This is a genomic window from Helicobacter sp. 23-1046 (assembly GCF_053654635.1).
Genome location: NZ_JBSIUS010000001.1, coordinates 1,071,985 through 1,090,562, shown reverse-complemented (window position 1 = coordinate 1,090,562; position 18,578 = coordinate 1,071,985). Strand labels below are relative to the sequence as shown.

13 protein-coding genes are annotated in these 18,578 nt (G+C 40.2%); 4 read left to right on the top strand and 9 right to left on the bottom strand.

From position 1 onward, the window contains the following. The first annotated feature begins 309 nt into the window (after window positions 1–309). Entirely contained in the window at window positions 310–2,529 is a 2,220-nt protein-coding gene (locus ACWIUJ_RS05270; RefSeq protein WP_454169421.1) for a TonB-dependent receptor domain-containing protein, read from the top strand. A 79-nt stretch (window positions 2,530–2,608) separates the two neighbouring features. On the opposite strand, the gene ACWIUJ_RS05265 is transcribed toward ACWIUJ_RS05270, so the two are convergent. Genes ACWIUJ_RS05265 through tig form a run of 5 tightly spaced genes read right to left on the bottom strand, consistent with a single transcriptional unit; the run spans window position 2,609 to window position 7,872 of the window. Beyond that, complete coding sequence (locus ACWIUJ_RS05265; RefSeq protein ID WP_454169419.1) at window positions 2,609–4,210, bottom strand: YifB family Mg chelatase-like AAA ATPase; 1,602 nt, start codon at window positions 4,208–4,210, stop codon at window positions 2,609–2,611. Next, window positions 4,203–4,796 carry a peptide deformylase gene (gene def, locus ACWIUJ_RS05260; protein ID WP_454151113.1) on the bottom strand — a complete coding sequence of 198 codons (594 nt, stop codon included), beginning with the start codon at window positions 4,794–4,796 and terminating at the stop codon, window positions 4,203–4,205. Before def ends, ACWIUJ_RS05265 begins: the two co-directional genes overlap by 8 nt. Next, on the bottom strand, window positions 4,768–5,883 hold the full coding sequence (locus tag ACWIUJ_RS05255; RefSeq protein WP_454169417.1) for a GGDEF domain-containing protein: 1,116 nt from the start codon (window positions 5,881–5,883) through the stop codon (window positions 4,768–4,770). The genes def and ACWIUJ_RS05255 overlap by 29 nt, the downstream gene beginning before the upstream one ends. A 12-nt stretch (window positions 5,884–5,895) precedes the next feature. Next, the gene (gene clpP, locus ACWIUJ_RS05250; protein ID WP_454151116.1) at window positions 5,896–6,486 is read right to left on the bottom strand and encodes an ATP-dependent Clp endopeptidase proteolytic subunit ClpP; all 591 of its coding nucleotides are present in this window, start codon (window positions 6,484–6,486) and stop codon (window positions 5,896–5,898) included. 24 nt (window positions 6,487–6,510) lie between these two features. Continuing rightward, complete coding sequence (tig, locus tag ACWIUJ_RS05245; RefSeq protein WP_454169415.1) at window positions 6,511–7,872, bottom strand: trigger factor; 1,362 nt, start codon at window positions 7,870–7,872, stop codon at window positions 6,511–6,513. 123 nt (window positions 7,873–7,995) lie between these two features. On the opposite strand from tig, the gene fliI reads away from it, so the two are divergent. Both fliI and galE read left to right on the top strand, forming a co-directional pair. After that, window positions 7,996–9,351: a flagellar protein export ATPase FliI gene (fliI, locus tag ACWIUJ_RS05240; RefSeq protein ID WP_454169414.1), complete on the top strand. Its 1,356-nt coding sequence runs from the start codon at window positions 7,996–7,998 to the stop codon at window positions 9,349–9,351. Window positions 9,352–9,376: 25 nt separating this feature from the next. Next, window positions 9,377–10,414 carry a UDP-glucose 4-epimerase GalE gene (gene galE, locus ACWIUJ_RS05235; RefSeq protein ID WP_454169413.1) on the top strand — a complete coding sequence of 346 codons (1,038 nt, stop codon included), beginning with the start codon at window positions 9,377–9,379 and terminating at the stop codon, window positions 10,412–10,414. A 25-nt stretch (window positions 10,415–10,439) separates the two neighbouring features. On the opposite strand, the gene oadA is transcribed toward galE, so the two are convergent. The 3 genes from oadA to ACWIUJ_RS05220 are packed head-to-tail and all read right to left on the bottom strand — an operon-like array spanning window position 10,440 to window position 14,377. Beyond that, window positions 10,440–12,257 carry a sodium-extruding oxaloacetate decarboxylase subunit alpha gene (gene oadA / locus ACWIUJ_RS05230; protein ID WP_454169411.1) on the bottom strand — a complete coding sequence of 606 codons (1,818 nt, stop codon included), beginning with the start codon at window positions 12,255–12,257 and terminating at the stop codon, window positions 10,440–10,442. Window positions 12,258–12,295: 38 nt separating this feature from the next. Then, entirely contained in the window at window positions 12,296–13,048 is a 753-nt protein-coding gene (gene yaaA, locus ACWIUJ_RS05225) for a peroxide stress protein YaaA (RefSeq protein ID WP_454151123.1), read from the bottom strand. A gap of 3 nt (window positions 13,049–13,051) precedes the next feature. Further along, window positions 13,052–14,377 (bottom strand): NAD(P)/FAD-dependent oxidoreductase, encoded by a 1,326-nt coding sequence (locus tag ACWIUJ_RS05220; protein WP_454169410.1) that lies wholly within the window; start codon window positions 14,375–14,377, stop codon window positions 13,052–13,054. A gap of 195 nt (window positions 14,378–14,572) precedes the next feature. On the opposite strand from ACWIUJ_RS05220, the gene ACWIUJ_RS05215 reads away from it, so the two are divergent. Further along, window positions 14,573–16,408, top strand: coding sequence for a sulfatase-like hydrolase/transferase (locus ACWIUJ_RS05215; protein ID WP_454169409.1), 1,836 nt, complete (start codon window positions 14,573–14,575; stop codon window positions 16,406–16,408). A gap of 97 nt (window positions 16,409–16,505) precedes the next feature. Here the strand turns inward: ACWIUJ_RS05215 and ACWIUJ_RS05210 are convergent, their stop codons facing one another. Further along, window positions 16,506–18,518, bottom strand: coding sequence for an ATP-dependent helicase (locus ACWIUJ_RS05210; RefSeq protein WP_454169407.1), 2,013 nt, complete (start codon window positions 18,516–18,518; stop codon window positions 16,506–16,508). Between the last annotated feature and the right edge of the window lie 60 nt (window positions 18,519–18,578).

The following is an 18,578-nucleotide window of genomic DNA, read 5'->3' as shown; positions in this document are numbered from 1 at the left end:
ATTTAAGAATAAAACTTATAAACTTCCTCGCACAATTTGCAAGTTATTATCATTATTTTACGATAAATGAAAATGCTCACAATAAGTGCAAAATAAAACATTAAAAAGGAGCGATAATGCAAACAAAAGCGTTAGTAAGTGCAACTTTAGCATTTATATTGATAAGTAATATTTCTGCAAAAGAGACAAAAGAGCGAGCGGGGGGGGGGGCAATCATTAAACAATAATGCCACCCCGTTACTTCTTGCCCAAAATGATACAGATTCTCCAAATACACAATCTTCTATCCCTTCTGCACCAAGTGATAAAGTGCGATTAGAAAAATCTGTGGTTACAGCCAGCGGACACGAACAAGAATACACACTTGCTCCTGCGAGTATCAGCACGGTAAGTCCAAAAGAAGTGATGAGCCGTCCTGTGCGGGATTTGGGCGAAGCGATACAATATGTGCCCGGTGTCAGCATCGATAGTGGCGTGTCAAAAACGAGCGGGTATAATATCTCTATTCGTGGCTCAACCGATGTGCTTACTCTCATCGATGGCAATCGTGTAACCACAGGTGGAGACGCGCTATTTCCCAATGGCTTTGGTGGTGCGGTAAATTACTTTATCCCGCCGATGAGTGCCATTGAGCGTATCGAAGTAATCCGTGGTCCTGCCTCCACACTCTATGGTAGCGATGCTATGGGCGGTGTGGTAAATATCATCACCAAAAAGAATTTTGAGAAGTGGGGTGCAAGTCTCCAGCTCAACACCACCTTGCAAGAAGAAAAGCGGTTTGGACACCAGCAAGGTTTTAGCTTCTATACCGCAGGACCGCTAAATGAAGCGAAAAATTGGGGGCTCACTCTGCGCGGGAGTCAATATGCGCGTTTTGGCGTCCCGCTAAAAAACTTAGTCCTGCCACATTTAAGTGCAAATACAGCGCAAGCTAGCACGCTTGTAGGCATAGCACCCGGACAAATGTATAATATCGGCGGACGCTTGCAGTGGAATTCACTCGCCCAAGTTGGTAATGACTCTCGAGATTCTGTATATTTGGATTTGAATTATGGCGCGCAACTTTTTGATAACTCTGATGGTTTGCTCCTCTCAAATTGGTCTCAAGGGTGGCAACCGGGCAATGATACAAATAACCTAAGGCGAAATAATGGCTATGCTCCAGATTACAACATTTATCAGGCAAATGTCGTCCTAGCGCATAAAGGGAAATACTACTACAACGAGGGCGCGACATTTGAATCGTGGGGGTTAGATAACACTTTACAGTGGAATTTCACACAAAATGACGGACGCACCGTGCCACAAAATACAAATATTCCGGGTGGGACACTTGCTAATGGTCCTTTTAATGGCGTAACCGCAGGCGATGATAGAGACTTAACCGCAAATGATATAATCTTTGACCATAAAGAGAAAATGTTTTTTAACTTTGGCTCGTGGGGTGGGCTAAATCTAGGCATTGGTGCGCGCTATTGGTATAATACCTTTAATGATAAATTACTCCAAGTAGTCGCACAAGGTGCGAGCTCACTCAAAGAGCAACATATCGGTGCGGTGTATGCGGAGGGCGAGTTTATGCTCTTTGATAGAGTGTTTTTGACACTTGGAGGAAGAGGGAACTTTAATTCTGTTTTTGGAAGTAATTTTTCCCCACGCGCGTATATCGCCTACAATGTCATTGATGATTGGCTAACCCTCAAAGGTGGCGTATCCACAGGATATAAATCCCCAGCACTTAATCAACTTGTCAATGGAATTGTGAGTTTTTCTGCTTCTGGAGCAAGCCCAACTTATGGGAATCCAAACCTAACTCCACAAACAAGCGTAACTTATGAGTTAAGCGCATTGAGCGATAATGATTATTTTAGTTTAAGCGTTACGGGATTTTGGACAGATTTCAAAGACAGAATCACAAGCGTGGGAGGATTTGCAGCAGGGACAATCGTTGGCAACACAGGGCAAACCTGTGGCGCAACAGGAGGCAACAACTGCTCGTATTATGCCAATCTAGGTGAGGCAAAATCTTATGGCGCGGAAGTCGCACTAGGACTAAAACCTATCGGCGTAGGCTATGGCGAAATCAGTGCGGATGCGGCATATACATACAACCACACTTATATCTCTCGCACCGCACAAGGCGCGACAGGTAGCACAGACCAAAGACTTACCAATGTCCCGCTTCACTCTGTCAATGCAAGCATAAACTATGACACACGCTACTTTGGCGCATATATACGACAAGAGGTAAAAACACATCTCTATCGCGGGAATCCAAACACGCCAAACACCGCAGCAGCCACACTTGGCGAATATTACAAGCCGATTTTGCTAACGCATTTGGGCGTCTATGGCAATATTACCAAAAATATGCGCCTAACCTTTGCTGTGTATAACTTGCTTAATCGCAACTTTGTGGATTATGAGCAATATCAATCAAACGCAAATGGCACAATGTCTTGGGGCAATAACTACAACTATATCCGCGAGGGCAGACGATACTATCTTAGCTTGACTTATGATTTTTAAGCAATATGCACAAAGTCTAAATAAGAGAATGCAAGATTCTCTTATTTTAGGCAAGTCTTTGTTCTATCATTTAGATGTGCTACCACATTTTGCGATAGGATAGGGCTTGGAGTAAATGCTTTTTAGCAATAATTTCACTGCTATCTAAATCTGCAATCGTGCGTGCGACTTTTTTGAGTTTATCTTGGGCGCGCTGACTTAGGGCAAATCGTTGTGAGGCTTGAGTAAGCAGGCTTTTAGCCTCATCATCTAGCGTGCAAAATTGCTCAATCTCTTTTTCATTAAGTTTGCCATTAAAATGTTGTTGCCCTCGTTGTTTAGCAAATTTAAAGGCATTGAAGACCAAATTTTGCATTTGCGTGGAATCTAAACATTCTTGCGTTTTAGAATCTTCACTGCTCACACTTTCATTCATTTGTATAAACATATCAATCCTATCTAAAAATGGCTCGCTTAGGCGATTTTTATACGCTACAATGTCTTTATCTTGACAACGACACTCTTTGCTTTGGCTAAGTAAATTTCCACAAGGGCAGGGGTTTTGCGCCCCGATAAAAAGAAATGCCGTGTCATATTCTAACTTTGAATGCACGCGCGAAATCGCCATTTTGTTGTTTTCAAGTGGCTCGCGCAGAGATTCCAAAATATCGCGTTTAAAATGTGGAAGCTCATCAAAAAATAAGATTCCATTATGTGCGAGCGCGATTTCTCCGGGTTTTGGTTCATATTGTGTCGCAGAGCCTAAAATACTTGCCTTAGAGGCACTTTGATGAGGATTGCGAAACGGACGCAGTGGGCTATAAAGGCAATCTTGCGCATTTAGGGATTGGAGTTTGAGAGTTTGCATCATTTCTTTGAGGCTTATGGGTGGAAGAATGTAACGCATACGATTGGCTATCATACTTTTCCCACAGCCCGGAGAGCCCTCAAAAATGATATTATGGAATCCTGTCGCTGCGATAAGCGCAGCTCTTTTGGCGATTTCTTGGTTTTTTACTTCGCTAAAGTCTTTATCAAAATCCGTAGTGTAAAAATATCGCTCACCACTTACTTCAACGCTTTCAAATCCTAAATCTATGTTAGCTGGCTCTTGTGGTTGCTTTGGCAGTGGCGAAGTGAGAATCTCTATGGCATTTTGCAAATTTGGGGCAAAATGCAAGCGTAAGTTTGGGATAACTTCTAAAATTTTGCGCGCACATTGTGGCACGATGACATTTGCGCCTTTATGTGTGAGGGCTATATCAAAAAGGAGTGGATATATGCTTTGTGTGTATTTAATATCTCCATCAAGCCCCAGCTCACCAAATGCAAACCAACCATCAAATTCATCTTGCAGTGAAGTATTTGTAGTAGAATTTTGAGAATCTAAGTCGTGTATATCTTGCTGATTATTTGTGTTTGTCCTGCTATCAGCTCGCAAAACAAGTGCGATTGGCAAATCAAAATAACTTCCGCTTTTGGCAATATCAGAGGGCGCGAGGTTTATAGTGATTTTAAGCGGTGGTAGTGTGAAGTTGCAATTTGCTAGCGCAGATTGCACTCGTTGTTTAGATTCTTGGATAGAGCTTGTAGCAAGCCCCGTGATAGAAAAGTTTGGCAAACCTCTAGTGAAAGCGGCTTCTATTTCAACGATTTTTGTCTGTGTGCCCTCAAGGCTTGCACAAAAGATTTTGTTACTCATTGCTTGCTTGTGCTCTTTGGTTTGTTCTTTGTCCTTGCTTTTTTGTTTTGTTGTTGTGTTCTTTTTGTTGTATTTTTGCTTCAGCTTGAGCTTTTTTAAGCTCTTTTTCAAATTTTTTACGGCGTAAAATAGGGAGTTTATCGACAAATAAGATTCCATTTAAGTGGTCGATTTCGTGCTGGATTGCCACAGCAAGAAAATCACTCGCCTTAAGAATCTTATCTTCGCCAAACCGATTTTTATACGCTAAGGTAATGTCATTAAAGCGTATAATGTTTTCATAGAAATTTGGCACGCTAAGACAGCCTTCATTCCATTCAATCTCGCCATCTTGCTTTAGAAATGTGGGGTTGATGATTTCGAGCAAGTCCTCTTTATACTGCTCGCCATCTTCGCGCGGGATATTGATAAGGAGGATTTGTCGCTCTATCCCTACTTGGATAGCAGCCAACCCCACGCCATTGCTTGTTATCATTGTTTCATACATATTATCTAGCAATGTATGGAGTGCCTCATCAAATGTTTCAACAGGTTGAGATTTTTTGCGTAAGATAGGATTAGGATATTTCAATATTTCCAGCGTCATTGTCTTCTTTCTCACCACTCTTTAGAGAGGCTTCATCGCCGGGTGCATAGGTTTCAAAGTTTTTGCTTTGCGTTTTTGCTTTATGCACGGCAACTTTGGCATTTCTTACATTATCTTGCGCACTAATTTCAGTGTTAAATACACTTGCCCCCATTATGACATTAAGGGGGACTTTGTCTTCATTGACAAATACATTGCTTTCTTGTAGGCGAGAGATGAAAGAATTTGCAAGAGATTCAATTTGTGAGGCTTGCAAGTTTTTGACAAAAATACCAAAATCTGCCTCACCCAAGTGGCAAATAAAATCATTTCTACTCATCTCATCGTGTAAAATCTTTGCTACCATTTTTAACACAGCAAGGAGGGAATTTTTATCACGGACTTTGGCAAACACGCTAGGAGCTAGCTCTAGGGCAAAAACCGCATTAGGACCGCTAAATTCTTTATCAACCACGCGTTCTTGTTCCATTTTGGTAAGGAAAAATCGTTTGTTATGAACGCCAAGCACAGTATCAAACATTGAATTTTTGCGAATATCAACAATGCTAGCATAGGTGCGGGTATAGTTTTTCGCAATGTCTTTAATCTGCTCAAAAGTTGTGTGGTAGCCATTTTGCACTTCGCTTAGTAGGACTTTTATCGAGGTTTTTATAGTGAGGGGATTTTGAATGTCATCAATTTCGCTTAATTTTTGTCGCGCCTTTTTTTCAATACTTTCTAACTGCTGACACACCGCTCCGATGTTTTGCAAAATAACTTTTAAGTTAGTAAAACTTTCGTTAATGCCCTTTTCGAGTGCGACAGAATTAGTAAGCGTATTGCGAGATTCCATAACTTTGAGAATCTTGTTGCGCGTTTCCTTATCACTATCTTGCTTAAGAAGTCGCTCAAAGAGGCTCTCAAAATTCTCAGGTAGCGGGAATATATTTCCCTCACCCAGCATTTTAATAGCCTTTTTGGAAATCTCATCAATTTTTTCTTTGGTATTTCCCGAATCTACAGAAGAGCCACCAGAGCCTGTATCACTCTTCTCGCTCTCTAGCTCTAAGCCAAGATTCCCAAAAAAATCGTTATTATCTTCTGGCATTATCAATCCACCCTATTTTAAACTTTTAGACAAAATCTCATCGACCAATCCATATTCCACCGCCTGCTCGCCACTAAGGTAAAAATCTCTTTCGGTGTCTTGCGAGATTTTTTTAAGGCTTTGCCCAGTGTTTTTTGCCATAATTTCATTTAGGCTTTTTTTCAGGCGCAAAATCTCTTGCGTCTGAATCTCAATATCGGTCGCTTGCCCTTGTGCTCCACCCAGTGGCTGATGAATCATTATGCGTGAATTTGGTAAAGAATACCGCTTGCCCTTCGTCCCGCTACTGAGCAAAAATGCACCAGCACTTGCTGCTTGCCCAATGCAAATAGTGCAAATATCGGGGCGAATGTAATTCATCGTATCATAAATGCTAAAAGCACTTGTAATCACACCACCGGGAGAGTTGATATAAAAACTTATATCTTTCTCTGGGTCTTCAGCCTCTAAAAACAAAAGTTGTGCCACAATGCTTGAGGCGACATAATCGTTGATTTCCCCACTAAGTAAAATAATGCGGTCTTTTAGCAAGCGCGAGTAAATATCATAGCTCCGCTCTCCTCGACCAGTGCGTTCGATGACATAGGGAATGTAGTTGCTCATAAATATCCTTTTAAGTTAATTGTATTAAGTGTCGCTTTTTGCGCTCTTAGGTTTTTTTGCCTGTGTGCTTTTTGATTGAGGGTTGCTCTCTTTGGTGTTTGGATTGTGAGAATCAAGCAAAAAGTGCAACACTCTATCTTCAATCATCGCCATTTTAATTGCAGGCAAAATGTTGTTTTCTCTGTAATATTCAATGGTTTTTTGCGCATCTTGTCCCATCATCATCGCTTCATAATACACCGTTTGCAACACTTCATTATCGTTAATAGTGATATTATTTTTACGCGCTAAGGCATCTATGATAAAGGTCGCTTGCACGCTTCTTTTTGCCTCATCTCTTAGGCTTTCTCGTTTTTGCTTCGCCTTTGTTTCATCATTTTTGAGACTTTCAAATTCTTCTTTAGAAACACCCGCAAGCGCATTGCGGAATAAAATATCCATCTCTTGCTCGATAATGAGTTCAGGCAAGTCAAATTTGATAGAATCGAGCAAAGATTCTAAAAGTTTCCCCTTTAGTTCTTTGTTGTAGAGTTCCGTTTTTTGCTCCATTTCGAGTTGCTCTTTAAAGGCTTCATTGAGACTTTCCACAGAAGCGTCCTTGCCAAGCATTGATTTGGCAAACTCATCATCAATCTTTATAGCTTGCTTTTGTGAGATAGTGTGAAGTTTCACCTTAAACTGCGCATCTTTGCCAGCGAGTTCCTTTGCTTGATATTCATCTGGGAATCTCACATCAATGGTTCTCTCCTCGCCCTTTTTCATACCGATGAGCGCGTCCTCAAAGCCAGCGATAAATTGATTTGAGCCAATAGTAAGGCTAAAATTTTGCGCCTTACCCCCTTCAAAAGCCTTGCCACCGACAAAACCTTCAAAATCAATCAAAGCCACATCGTCTTTTTTTAATCCCCTCTTTTCATTCACTTCGCTTAGTGGTGCGCGACTTTTTGCGATTTCTTCAATGCGCTCATCAATTTGTTTTTGGTTAATTGGCTTGAGATTTACTTGAGGAATGCAAGATTGGATATTATCCACACTAAATTCTGGCGCAGTAGAGATTTTTATCTCCACCTCGATATACTCACCCTTTTCATCAAACTTACTAATAAGTGGGTTACCAATCATTTTATTTGGTGTGATTCCAAGCTCTTTTAACCCGCTATCAAGCAAATCTCTAATGGCTTCTTGTTTGCTATCAGAATCTATTTGGTCTTTGTAACGCGATTTTATGAGATTGGCTGGGACTTTACCCTTTCTAAATCCATCAATCTTTACGCCTTTGGCAATCTTCTTTATGACTTCATCAACTTTTTGATTTAACACTTCGCGCGAAATATTCCCGCTTAGTGATGCGTTGGCACTATCAATTTTTTTTGTTATAACACTCATACTTCCGCCTTTATTTCTACCTTTAGAAAGCTACTCTTAAAAATTATTGAAATTTTTTGTAGTATAATTTTTGTAAAATTCTACCAAAAAAAACTTAAAATTACTATAAAGATAGGAAAGCAAATGCCATTAAATGAAATTCGCAAAAAACTTGAGCAAAAGCCAAATCTTTCTCCAAGTTTTGGTTCTATTACAAAAATTATGCCAAATGTAGTCGTGGCTAGTGGCATTCGTCCTTCTGTTGGGGATATTGTGGAATTTTCTAGCGGGGGGCTTACACAATCCACCCCACATATAGATGGCAAAAGTTACACCAAAGAAACCTTAGGAATGGTAAGCGCAGTGGAGCAAGAGTGCTTTTATATCAATCCATTTTCTTTCGTAGAGGGGCTTAAAAGTGGCGATAGAGTGAAAGTTATCAATGCTGGGTTACAGATTCCCGTTGGGGAGGAGTTGCTTGGGCGTGTGATAAATCCACTTGGCACGCCGATTGACAACAAAGGAAGCATAAAAACAACGCATACTACACCGCTAATGCGTGAGCCAATAGGTGCAATGAAGCGGGGCGTGATAGATGAGGTTTTTAGCGTTGGGGTAAAGAGCATAGATGGCTTGCTTACTTGTGGCAAGGGGCAAAAAATGGGAATCTTCGCTGGTTCTGGCGTAGGCAAATCTACCCTTATTGGTATGATAGTTAATGGCGCAAAGACACAAATTAAGGTCATCGCGCTTATTGGCGAGCGCGGGAGAGAAGTCCCTGAGTTTGTGAAGCGCAATCTTAATAATGATTTAACCAATACCATAATTGTTGTGGCGACAAGTGATGATTCCCCATTGATGCGAAAGTATGGTGCATTTAGCGCGATGGCGATTGCAGAGTATTTTAAATCTCAAGGCGCAGATGTGCTTTTCATTATGGATTCTATTACGAGATTTGCTATGGCGCAGAGAGAGATTGGCTTAGCACTTGGTGAGCCACCCACAAGCAAGGGCTATCCGCCGAGTGTGCTTACAATGCTTCCACAACTTATGGAGAGAGCGGGCAAGGAAGATGGCTTAGGTTCAATTACGGCATTTTTTACCATTTTAGTCGAGGGCGATGAACTTAGCGATGATCCAATCGCTGACCAAAGTCGCTCGATTTTGGATGGGCATATTGTGCTTTCGCGCGAGCTTACGGATTTTGGAATCTACCCGCCGATAAATATCTTAAACTCTACTTCGCGGGTAATTACTGATATTGCTAAAAATCCTCATTTGCAAGCAGTGCAGAAATTTCGCCGACTATATTCACTACTCAAGCAAAATGAAGCACTTATACGAATCGGCGCATATCAACGTGGTGGTGATAAAGAGCTTGATGAAGCGATTGATAAAAAGCCGTTAATGGATGAGTTTCTCGTCCAAGAGATTAAGGAGAGCTGGGAGTTTGATAAAACACTCCAGCAACTTCAAATTATTATGAGTGAGCAATCTTAAGATTATTAAAACTAAAGGAGAAAGTATGAGAGTATTTCTTTTTACAGGGGCTGCGGGCTACATCGGCTCACATACAGCATTTTGTTTTTTGCAGTCTTTACAAGATTGTAAGATTGTGATTTATGACAATTTAAGCACAGGATTTGCACAAAATATTGCTTATTTACAAGAGCATTTTGGTTCTCGTGTAGTGTTTGTTCAGGGCGATGTGGGAGATGTGGCAAAACTTGATTTGCTTATGTGTGAGTATAATTTTTATGCGGTGGTGCATTTTGCTGCTTCACTTATCGTAAGTGAATCTGTCTCGCACCCGCTTGAATATTATATAAACAACACTATTAAAACCACAGAACTTATCAACTTATGTATCAAGCATACGATTTGTCGTTTTATTTTTAGCTCCACAGCAGCGGTGTATGGAGAGCCAGATTTTACGCAGATTCCTATTATGGAATCTACGCCACTTTCTCCCATAAATCCCTATGGTGCAAGCAAAATGATGAGTGAGCGTGTGCTTATGGATACGCATATTGCTTATCCAAAGTTTCATTATGGAATCTTGCGTTATTTTAATGTAGCAGGTGCAAGCAGTGCTAATACCTTAGAAATCTTGCAATCGCATAAAGGATTGGGACAAAGGTCTAAAAATGCTACCCATTTGATTAAAGTAGCCTGTGAGTGTGCGTGTGGCAAAAGAGTGCAAATGAGTGTATTTGGAGATGATTATGATACACCAGATGGTTCGTGTATTCGTGATTACATTCATATTGATGATTTGGCAAGTGCGCATTTAAGTGTATTAGAGTTTTTGACAAAGCACCAAAAAAGTGAAATCTTTAATGTGGGGTATGGTAAGGGATATAGCGTATTTGAGGTTATTAAATGTGTAAAAGAAGTAAGTGGTGTAGATTTTGTAGTTACACAAGATTCTCGTAGGGCAGGAGACCCAGCTATTTTATTCGCTGACACGCAAAAAATTCGCAATTTAACAAAATGGTCTCCCAAATTTGATGATTTATCCACTATTATTAAGAGTGCTTGGGAGTGGGAAAAGCATTTATAAAATTTCACCAACACTTAAGCAAAGATTACGCGATAAACATAATTGCTTCGTTGTTGCCTACTTGAGCTCCCTCAGTAGCATAGATTTCTTTTACTTCGCCATCGATTGGTGCGAGCACTTCATTTTCCATTTTCATTGCTTCGACAATGGCGATAGTTTGCCCTGCTTTGACTTTATCGCCTACTTTTACCTTGATTTTAGTGAGATTGCCGGGCATAGGACTTTGCGCGTGTCCATCGGATGTAGCCTGTGGGAGTGCGCCTGATTTGGTGCTTGGTTTAGTATCAAGTTGATTTGGCGCATTGGCATTAAGTGCTTCGACATACACTTCTCGTAATTCCCCATTCACACGGACAAAGAATGGGCGCACACCCTCGCTTTTTTCGCCACTCCCTTCAATTTTGATGTTATAATGCTCTCCATTTGCCGTGATAACGAAATCTTTTGGCAACTTATCTGCACCTTTATCTTCAAAAAATTCCAAACTCTCAGGGTTAAGGGCATTACTGTTACGCTCTTGTAAAAAGGCTTTAGCAATGTTGCCAAAAATGGCATAGGAAATGACATCAGTAGGGCTTTTGGCGAAGTCTTTGCACTCGCTCTTTGCTTGTGGGAGTTCATCTTCTAGTAAGTCCGCAGGACGCACGGTGGTAACCTTTTCATTATTTGTAAGCACTTTTTTAATAATGTCTTTTGAGATAGGCTTTGGTGTCTTGCCATATAATCCACGCACGATATTTCTTGATTCTGTGGTGATAGTTTTGTAGCGTTCGCCCATTAGCACATTAAGCACCGCCTGTGTGCCTACGATTTGACTTGATGGTGTAACAAGTGGCACAAAACCAAAATCTTCTCTTACGCGCGGAATCTCTTCCATCACTTCATCGATTCTATCAAGAGCGTTTTGCTCTTTGAGCTGGTTTGCCATATTAGAAATCATACCACCGGGGATTTGTGAGAGGAGCACACGCGTATCAATTTGGTTGTAGATAGATTCAAATTTAGCGTATTTACGGCGGTTGTGGCGCAAAATTTCACTTGCTTCTTCCATAAACTTAAGCTCTAATCCCGTGTCATAGGGCGTGCCTTTGAGCGTAGCGACCATTGATTGAGTGCAAGGGTGGCTTGTGCCCTCGCTTAGGGCAGAATTTGCTAAATCTAGCACATCAGCACCAGCTTCTAATGCCTTTAAATGCGCTCCAAAGGCAAATCCAGCTGTTGAATGTGTGTGAAAGCTTAGTGGGAGGTTGATTTCTTCTTTGAGTGCTTTTACCAAATCATAAGCGACAAATGGCGTGATAAGTCCTGCCATATCTTTAATAGCAATGCTATCGCAACCCATTTGTGCGAGTTCCTTTGCATATTCTACAAAAGTGGCAATGGTATGCACAGGCGAAGTAGTGTAACAAATCGCTCCTTGCGCGTGCTTGCCATTTTTTTTCACTGCTTCTACACAAGTTTTGACATTTCGTGCGTCATTAAAAGCATCAAAGATTCTAAAAATATCCATTCCAGCTTGTGCGCTAAGAGCGATAAATTCTTTTACCACATCATCAGCATAATGTCGATAGCCAATGAGATTTTGTCCGCGCACAAGGCATTGAAGAGGTGTGGTCTTAAAAATATCCTTAAAAGTTGCTAATCGTTCAAACGGGTCTTCTTTAGTGTAACGCAAGCACGCATCATAAGTCGCGCCACCCCATACTTCCACGCTATGAAAGCCTACTTTTTCAAACAATTTTGCAGCTTCTATCATATCTTGTGTTCGCATTCTCGTGGCTAAAAGCGATTGATGTCCATCGCGCAACGAATTTTCTGTAACTTTTATAGCTTTTTTTGTCATTTTTTCCTCCGTATATGATTGGGCTGTATTATACATTATTATTTTTGCATAATTTCATATACAAGAGTTTTTATATGCTTTTTGTGAGTAATATCCTTAAGTGCGAGGTTTTCAAAAGTTAGATTCTCTAAGTTAAGGCGAGAATCTTTTGCATAGTGCTTTGAGAGTTCTTTAAGATAAAGCCCGCGATAATGTTTAGCGTAGTGGCTTAGTGTCTTGCCATTATAGAGAAATTCCGCTCTTAAGTGAGGAATCTCTGGCTCATAGACTTTAATATAGGCTTGAGCTCGCAAGTCAAGCACTTCTTTATCTGCCAAAAGGCTCTCCATATCCTTTTTTTGTGCCTTATAGATGGCTTTGAGTTCAAATGCCCCAAAGCCTTTGTTTTGGTGAAGATTATAAAATGGCAAGTTATCGCTCGCTCGCACAAAGCCAAAGAGATTGCTACAAATAAAGACATTGCAAAGTAAAAAATGCCGAGAATCTGAGCTTAGATTCTTAAAATCAAGTGCCTTATACGCCACACCACTATACAGCTCGATAGCTGGCATTCTTGGTGTTTTTAAGAGATTTTGGCATAGGGATACATCTTCTAATTTCAGTGTTTTTGTGCCAAAAATTTTGCAAATCGTGGCATTATCGCATTGTTTGAGTGCCTGTATGTAGGAATCTATGGCTTTTTGCTTGTATGAGGTATTAGAGAAAAGTGCCTTAATTTGCGTGTCTTTTGGACTTAAGTTGGTATCTTTCGGGGGATTTTTCCCCTCACTTGGGCTAAAGAGGATAATCATTGCTTAATTGCTCGTGCGATAGCGGAATTGTCCTTTTCTATACACCATTCTTAAGCCACCTATACTCAAAAGCCATTTGTTTTCTATGGTGTTTTTCATAAATGCTGCAAGCTCACCAGCTACATCTTTACCATAGACTACGCCTATGCCATCGGTATGTCCTATGCTACAAACTGTGCCACGATGTTTGAAGGCGAAAGTTTTATTAGTTTCCTTGCCCAAGATAATCCTACTAAGCACTTCTGCGACATAATCGCCCATTTGTGCGGAGAGCTGGGCTGTGGGTGCGTGGATAATGTCTCGTGCCGTAGCGATAGCACAATCTCCAACTACAAAGATTTCAGGATATTGCGGGCAACGCAGTTGAGAATCTACGGGGATTCGCCCGCGTTTGTTTGGTATTGATGATTTTTCTACGATGTCATTACCGCGCACACCGACACTCCAAAGGATTGTATTGCCTTTAATCTCTTGGGTAATGGTATCAAATTCGATATTTTGAGAATCTTTGTCTTTAGATTCTGTGTTGGGAGTGGATTTTGGGATTTTCTTTTTGATAGTTACACCATCGCTTTTGCATTCGATTACCTCTGCGTTGGTGATGAGTTCTACGCCAAGTTTTGCAAGTTTGTGTTTTGCTACATTGACAATTTCCTCATTAAACATTGGCAGAATCTGTGCTGAGCGACCAATGCAAGTAACCTTAGGGATATTGCGACTAATCCCAGAAATTTGGCATAAATCATCAAGCTGTGTGGCGAGTTCTGCGGCGAACTCAATCCCTGTGAATCCTGTGCCACAAACAATCACACGCAAATCTTTTTCATCTTGGTGTAAAACAAAATCTTTAAATTTGTTTTCGATGTTTTTTGTAAGTCGCAAGGCGGCATTAAGCGAAGAGAGCTTGTAAGCATATTTATCCACACCCTCGATACCATAAGTCTCTGGTTTAAAGCCAAGACCAATAACGAGATAATCATAAGAATAACCGCTACGCCGACAAATGATGTGCTTTTCCTCTGGGCAGATTTCCACAACTTTATCTTTGATGAAGGTAACTTTGTTTAAATCCAAAATTTTGCGATAATAAATTCTTGCCTTGCGCGCACTTAGTGTGCCTATGGCGACTTTGTGTAAAAGTGTTGTTTGGTAGTGGTAGTCGTGTTTGCTTACCATTGTGATTTCAGCTTTGCCTTGTGGGAGGATTCTCTGTAATCCTAATGCAACCTTTAATCCACCATAACCACCACCTAAAATAAGTATCTTTGGAAGCCTCGCCCCATCTTTACAATCTGCCTGCTTGTTTTTTGCATCTTTATCTATCTGCATACCTTACTCCTTAAGTATTTGATAAAAATATTAACGCTTTTTTATGTTTTTGCAGTTTTTTAGATAAAAATTTCTTTTACTTTTATAAAAATTACACAAAATGAGAATTTTTTACTAGCGAGTTTTTGTGGCAATTTCTTTTTGTCTTTTTTGCGTTATAATTACACTTTTTGCAAAATTGTATCTAGGAAAAATATGTGCGTAAATCTTAAATTTCTTTATATTGTGGTGTTAAATAGTGTATTTTACGGCATTTTACGCTATTTGAATTTCTTTGAATTTTTTACACACTTTGCCAAAAGTTTTTTGTTAGATTTTTGTGTGCTTTTTGCGTTATGTGTGCTTTTATCCAAGCTGCCGTGCAAAATCGCTCCAAAAGCCACAAATTTCACGCTAAATGTGCTCTTTATGTTTAGTTTTGTCGTGGGTGTTGTAAATATCTTTCTTTTGTTAAATTTTAACTCCACACTAAATCCTGCGTCATTTGAGATTTTTTTAGCGAGCAATTTGCGCGAGGTAGAGGAATTTGGCATAATGTATGCAAATACCAAAAGCATAGTCGCGCTTGCGCTTTTTATCGCATTGAGCGTATTTTGCGCCACTTTTAAGCGTGATATTGCTATTTCAAAGCCTTTAAATATCGCCATTGTTTTCGCTACTGCGGTGTTTGTGTGCGTGGGCATTGTGAAATTTATTAAAAGCAAAAATTTTGGCTTTTTAGCCACGAACTTTGCGAATAAAAGCGAGATTTGTCAATTTATAAAGGTGATTTATGGCGGATTTGTGAGTGAAAATCAAATCATAGCAGAATTTCGCGCGATGGATAAAAAGCTAGATTTAGCATTGCAAGTCGCAAAAAGTGCGAATGGTTCGCAAAAATTAGATGTGGGGGGGGGGGGGATTAGTGGATATATTTCACAAAAGCGCAAGATTCCAAAGATTGTTTTAATTATCGGCGAATCCACGCAACGAAACTATATGAATCTCTATGGTTATCCGCTCCCAAATACACCGCGTCTAAATGCCCTGCAAGATTCACAAAATCTTTTTGTTTTTAGTGATATTATCGCACCTGCTGGAGATACAGCGACTGTGCTGAAAAAAGTGCTTACTTTTAGTAATTTTGAAAACAGCCACATTAAGTGGTATAAAAATATGAATATCATTGACGCGATGAAACTACTTGGCTATCGCACGGTATGGATTAGCAACCAAGAAGCAGTGAGTATGCACAATAGCTTTGATGTTATCGCAAAACGCGCAAATATCCTGCGCTACGCTAGACTTATGGAATCTACGCCAAGAGCGATGAGCGATAAAGCCGTGATTGAGATTTATGATGGATTGCGTAAAAGGCATTTGGATAGTTTGGGGCAAGATTCACAACAAAATTTGCGTGAATCTAAACATATAGATTCTAAAAAAGTTTCACGCGACTTTGGGGAATTTATTGTGTTTCACTTGCAAGGGACGCATTATATTTATAATTGGCGTTATAGTGCTGATTTCGCGCTTTTTAGTGTGGAGGATTTGCAACAAAATGGGCTAGATAAATTTTATGGTGGCGCAAACAAGGGCGCAAATATAAGCACCAAACAAGCCAAAACCCGCGCGCATTATATCAATGCGATTGCGTATAATGACTATATCGTAAGCGAGATTTTCTCGCGATTTGCAAATGATGAAGCGATAATTTTTTATCTTAGCGACCACGGCGATGAAATCTATGATATTGGGGATTTTGCAGGGCACGGACCCGCTGAAAACTCGCGCTTTGTGCTTGAAATACCATTTATGATTTATGTAAGCGATAGCTTTAAATCTCGCAATCCACGCATTATGGAGCGCATAAAAAAGGCACAAAACCTTCCCTTTATGAGTGATAATTTTATCCACGCGCTTTTTGATTTAGTGGGGATAGAATGCGCAGATTGCAGGGCTGATTTAAGCCTTTTTAGTGATAAATATAATGCAAATCGCGCTAGAATCATAAACGACAAGGATTATGACAAAGAGATTCGCATAAATTAGAGCAAATTTAAGAGCGATTTTGAAGTGTTTTTACTTCGCTTACACCCACAAATGTAGGCAGAAAGATACACAAATTAAGTTTCATTGAGCGTTGATTTTATGAGAGAAGTCCCCCCTCATAGAGAAACCTTGAGGGTTCATAATCAATATTTTTCATTTCATCGCGTTTGGCATAGGAGAGAATGAGATTTTCCTTTGCCCGAGTAACTGCGACATAAAACAATCTACGCTCTTCTTCGAGGCTTCCGCCCTTGCTTATGAGTTTGGTATTTGGGAATCGCTCATCCATCAAATCCACAATATACACATCGCGGAATTCTAAACCCTTAGAAGCGTGTATGGTAAGTAGATTCACGCCATTACCCTCACTTGCTTCGCTTGAGCCTAGCACCATTGCATTAAGAAACTTTACCACTTCGGTGTAATTGCTCGCTAAGTCTTGTAATAGCGCGATTTTTCTCTCAATGGAATCTTTGGCACTTTGATATTTGCCTTCATCAAATTCTCCATTTTTATCTTTGCTTCTTTGTGTGGCGAGTGATTGTGCGATTTCTTTAAAAAAGGCACTTGAAGCAATATGAGAGATGAGAAATTTTGGAGATTTTTGTGTTTTTATGTCTTGTATCATTACGAAAAAAGATTCTAAAAATCGCGCGCTTTGTGCATTAAGTTTGGGGTGAGCAAGGAGTGGGTGGGAAGCAAATTCGCTTTTTAGGGTGGCATTAAATCGTTCTTTTGCTTGCAGGGCGAAAAAATCATCAAATAATCCTAATGAAGCGTTTCTCGCACGCATTTCATAGGGATTGATAGTGGAATCTGGATTGAGCAAACCATTTAATGCCTTGCCCTTGCCAATGCGTAAAAGTGCCTCAAAAATATCTTTTGCCATAGAGCTACCAATTCCTTTGCCATAGCTTAGTGCGTTAATATATGCCATCATATCGCTGTGATTATGTGTGATAGAGCAAATATCAAGGATTAAGCGCACTTCTTTGCTATCAAAAAAACTTGCACTTCCCTTTCTTTTACACGGGATATGGAGTTCTCTTAAACTTGCCTCTAAGCCGTCTGCGCTTGAGTTGTTACGAAAAATAATGGCAATGTCTTGGTGGTTTATATTGCTTAGTGAGATTTTTTTGGCGATACCTTGATATTGCGCAAAAAGTTCATTATACACATCAAGTTTTGGTGTGCTAAATTCTCCCACTTTAACAACTTCGAGGTTTTTTTCATAGATTCTAGGATTGTGTGCGATGACGGTGTTTGCTAAGTGCAAAATCTGCGCAGAAGAGCGATAATTTTTACTTAGGCTAAAGATTTTGGCGTCTGCGTATCGCTGGGTAAAAGAGCTAATGATTCCAATATCCGCGCCATTGAAGGCATAAATACTTTGGTCATAATCCCCCACACAAAAAAGACTTTTTGGATTCAATGCTTGAAGTATGGAATCTTGCAGGGGATTGGTGTCTTGGTATTCATCGCAGAGCACTTCGGCAAAGTTTGGCTTTTGTGTGAGGATATGCTCTTTAAAGAGTAAAAGCAAATCATTGTAATCAGCATAGTTGTGTGTTTTTTTTAGTTCGCTAAATTCCTCTAATACATCTTCATAAATGGCGATAAATGGAGCTTGAGGGGGCGTTTTTTGTGCTATCCACTCGCCAAATCCTAGATTTACTCCACTATTAAGATAGAGCGAATACAAGTCGTAAAGATATTGCGAAGAGTAGGGCGCAATGGTGCTTTGTGTAAAGACGCGCTTTTCATAGAGACTTTTAAATACAATTTTTAATTCCTTTGGTTGTTTTAGACTAATGTGTATCCGCTCACGCAAATAGCGATATGCTACCGCGTGAAAAGTCCCAGATTCTATCTCGCTGGCAATTTTTTGGTTAAAAAATCTCCCAACGCGCTCAATCATTTCCGCACTTGCTTTGTTAGTAAAAGTAAGGAGTAAAATATCTTTAGGCGAGATTCCCTCTTGGAGCAAGTGTGCGATGCGTCCGACAATAGTAGAAGTCTTGCCTGTGCCTGCCGAAGCAATGATGAGGTTATAACCAGCCTGCGCGGTGGCAGCTTGTCTTTGCTGTGGGTTAAGCACTGAGAGTGGCATTTTTAAACCCTTTGGGATAAAGGCTTATACAAATCATATAAACTCCACAAATTTTGCTAT

Coding starts and splice junctions, on each gene's coding strand:
- ACWIUJ_RS05265 (WP_454169419.1), bottom strand. CDS start 4,210: ATGAGTAACAAAATCTTTTGTGCAAGCCTTGAGGGCACACAGACAAAA.
- def (WP_454151113.1), bottom strand. CDS start 4,796: ATGACGCTGGAAATATTGAAATATCCTAATCCTATCTTACGCAAAAAA.
- ACWIUJ_RS05255 (WP_454169417.1), bottom strand. CDS start 5,883: ATGCCAGAAGATAATAACGATTTTTTTGGGAATCTTGGCTTAGAGCTA.
- clpP (WP_454151116.1), bottom strand. CDS start 6,486: ATGAGCAACTACATTCCCTATGTCATCGAACGCACTGGTCGAGGAGAG.
- tig (WP_454169415.1), bottom strand. CDS start 7,872: ATGAGTGTTATAACAAAAAAAATTGATAGTGCCAACGCATCACTAAGC.
- fliI (WP_454169414.1), top strand. CDS start 7,996: ATGCCATTAAATGAAATTCGCAAAAAACTTGAGCAAAAGCCAAATCTT.
- galE (WP_454169413.1), top strand. CDS start 9,377: ATGAGAGTATTTCTTTTTACAGGGGCTGCGGGCTACATCGGCTCACAT.
- oadA (WP_454169411.1), bottom strand. CDS start 12,257: ATGACAAAAAAAGCTATAAAAGTTACAGAAAATTCGTTGCGCGATGGA.
- yaaA (WP_454151123.1), bottom strand. CDS start 13,048: ATGATTATCCTCTTTAGCCCAAGTGAGGGGAAAAATCCCCCGAAAGAT.
- ACWIUJ_RS05220 (WP_454169410.1), bottom strand. CDS start 14,377: ATGCAGATAGATAAAGATGCAAAAAACAAGCAGGCAGATTGTAAAGAT.
- ACWIUJ_RS05215 (WP_454169409.1), top strand. CDS start 14,573: ATGTGCGTAAATCTTAAATTTCTTTATATTGTGGTGTTAAATAGTGTA.
- ACWIUJ_RS05210 (WP_454169407.1), bottom strand. CDS start 18,518: ATGCCACTCTCAGTGCTTAACCCACAGCAAAGACAAGCTGCCACCGCG.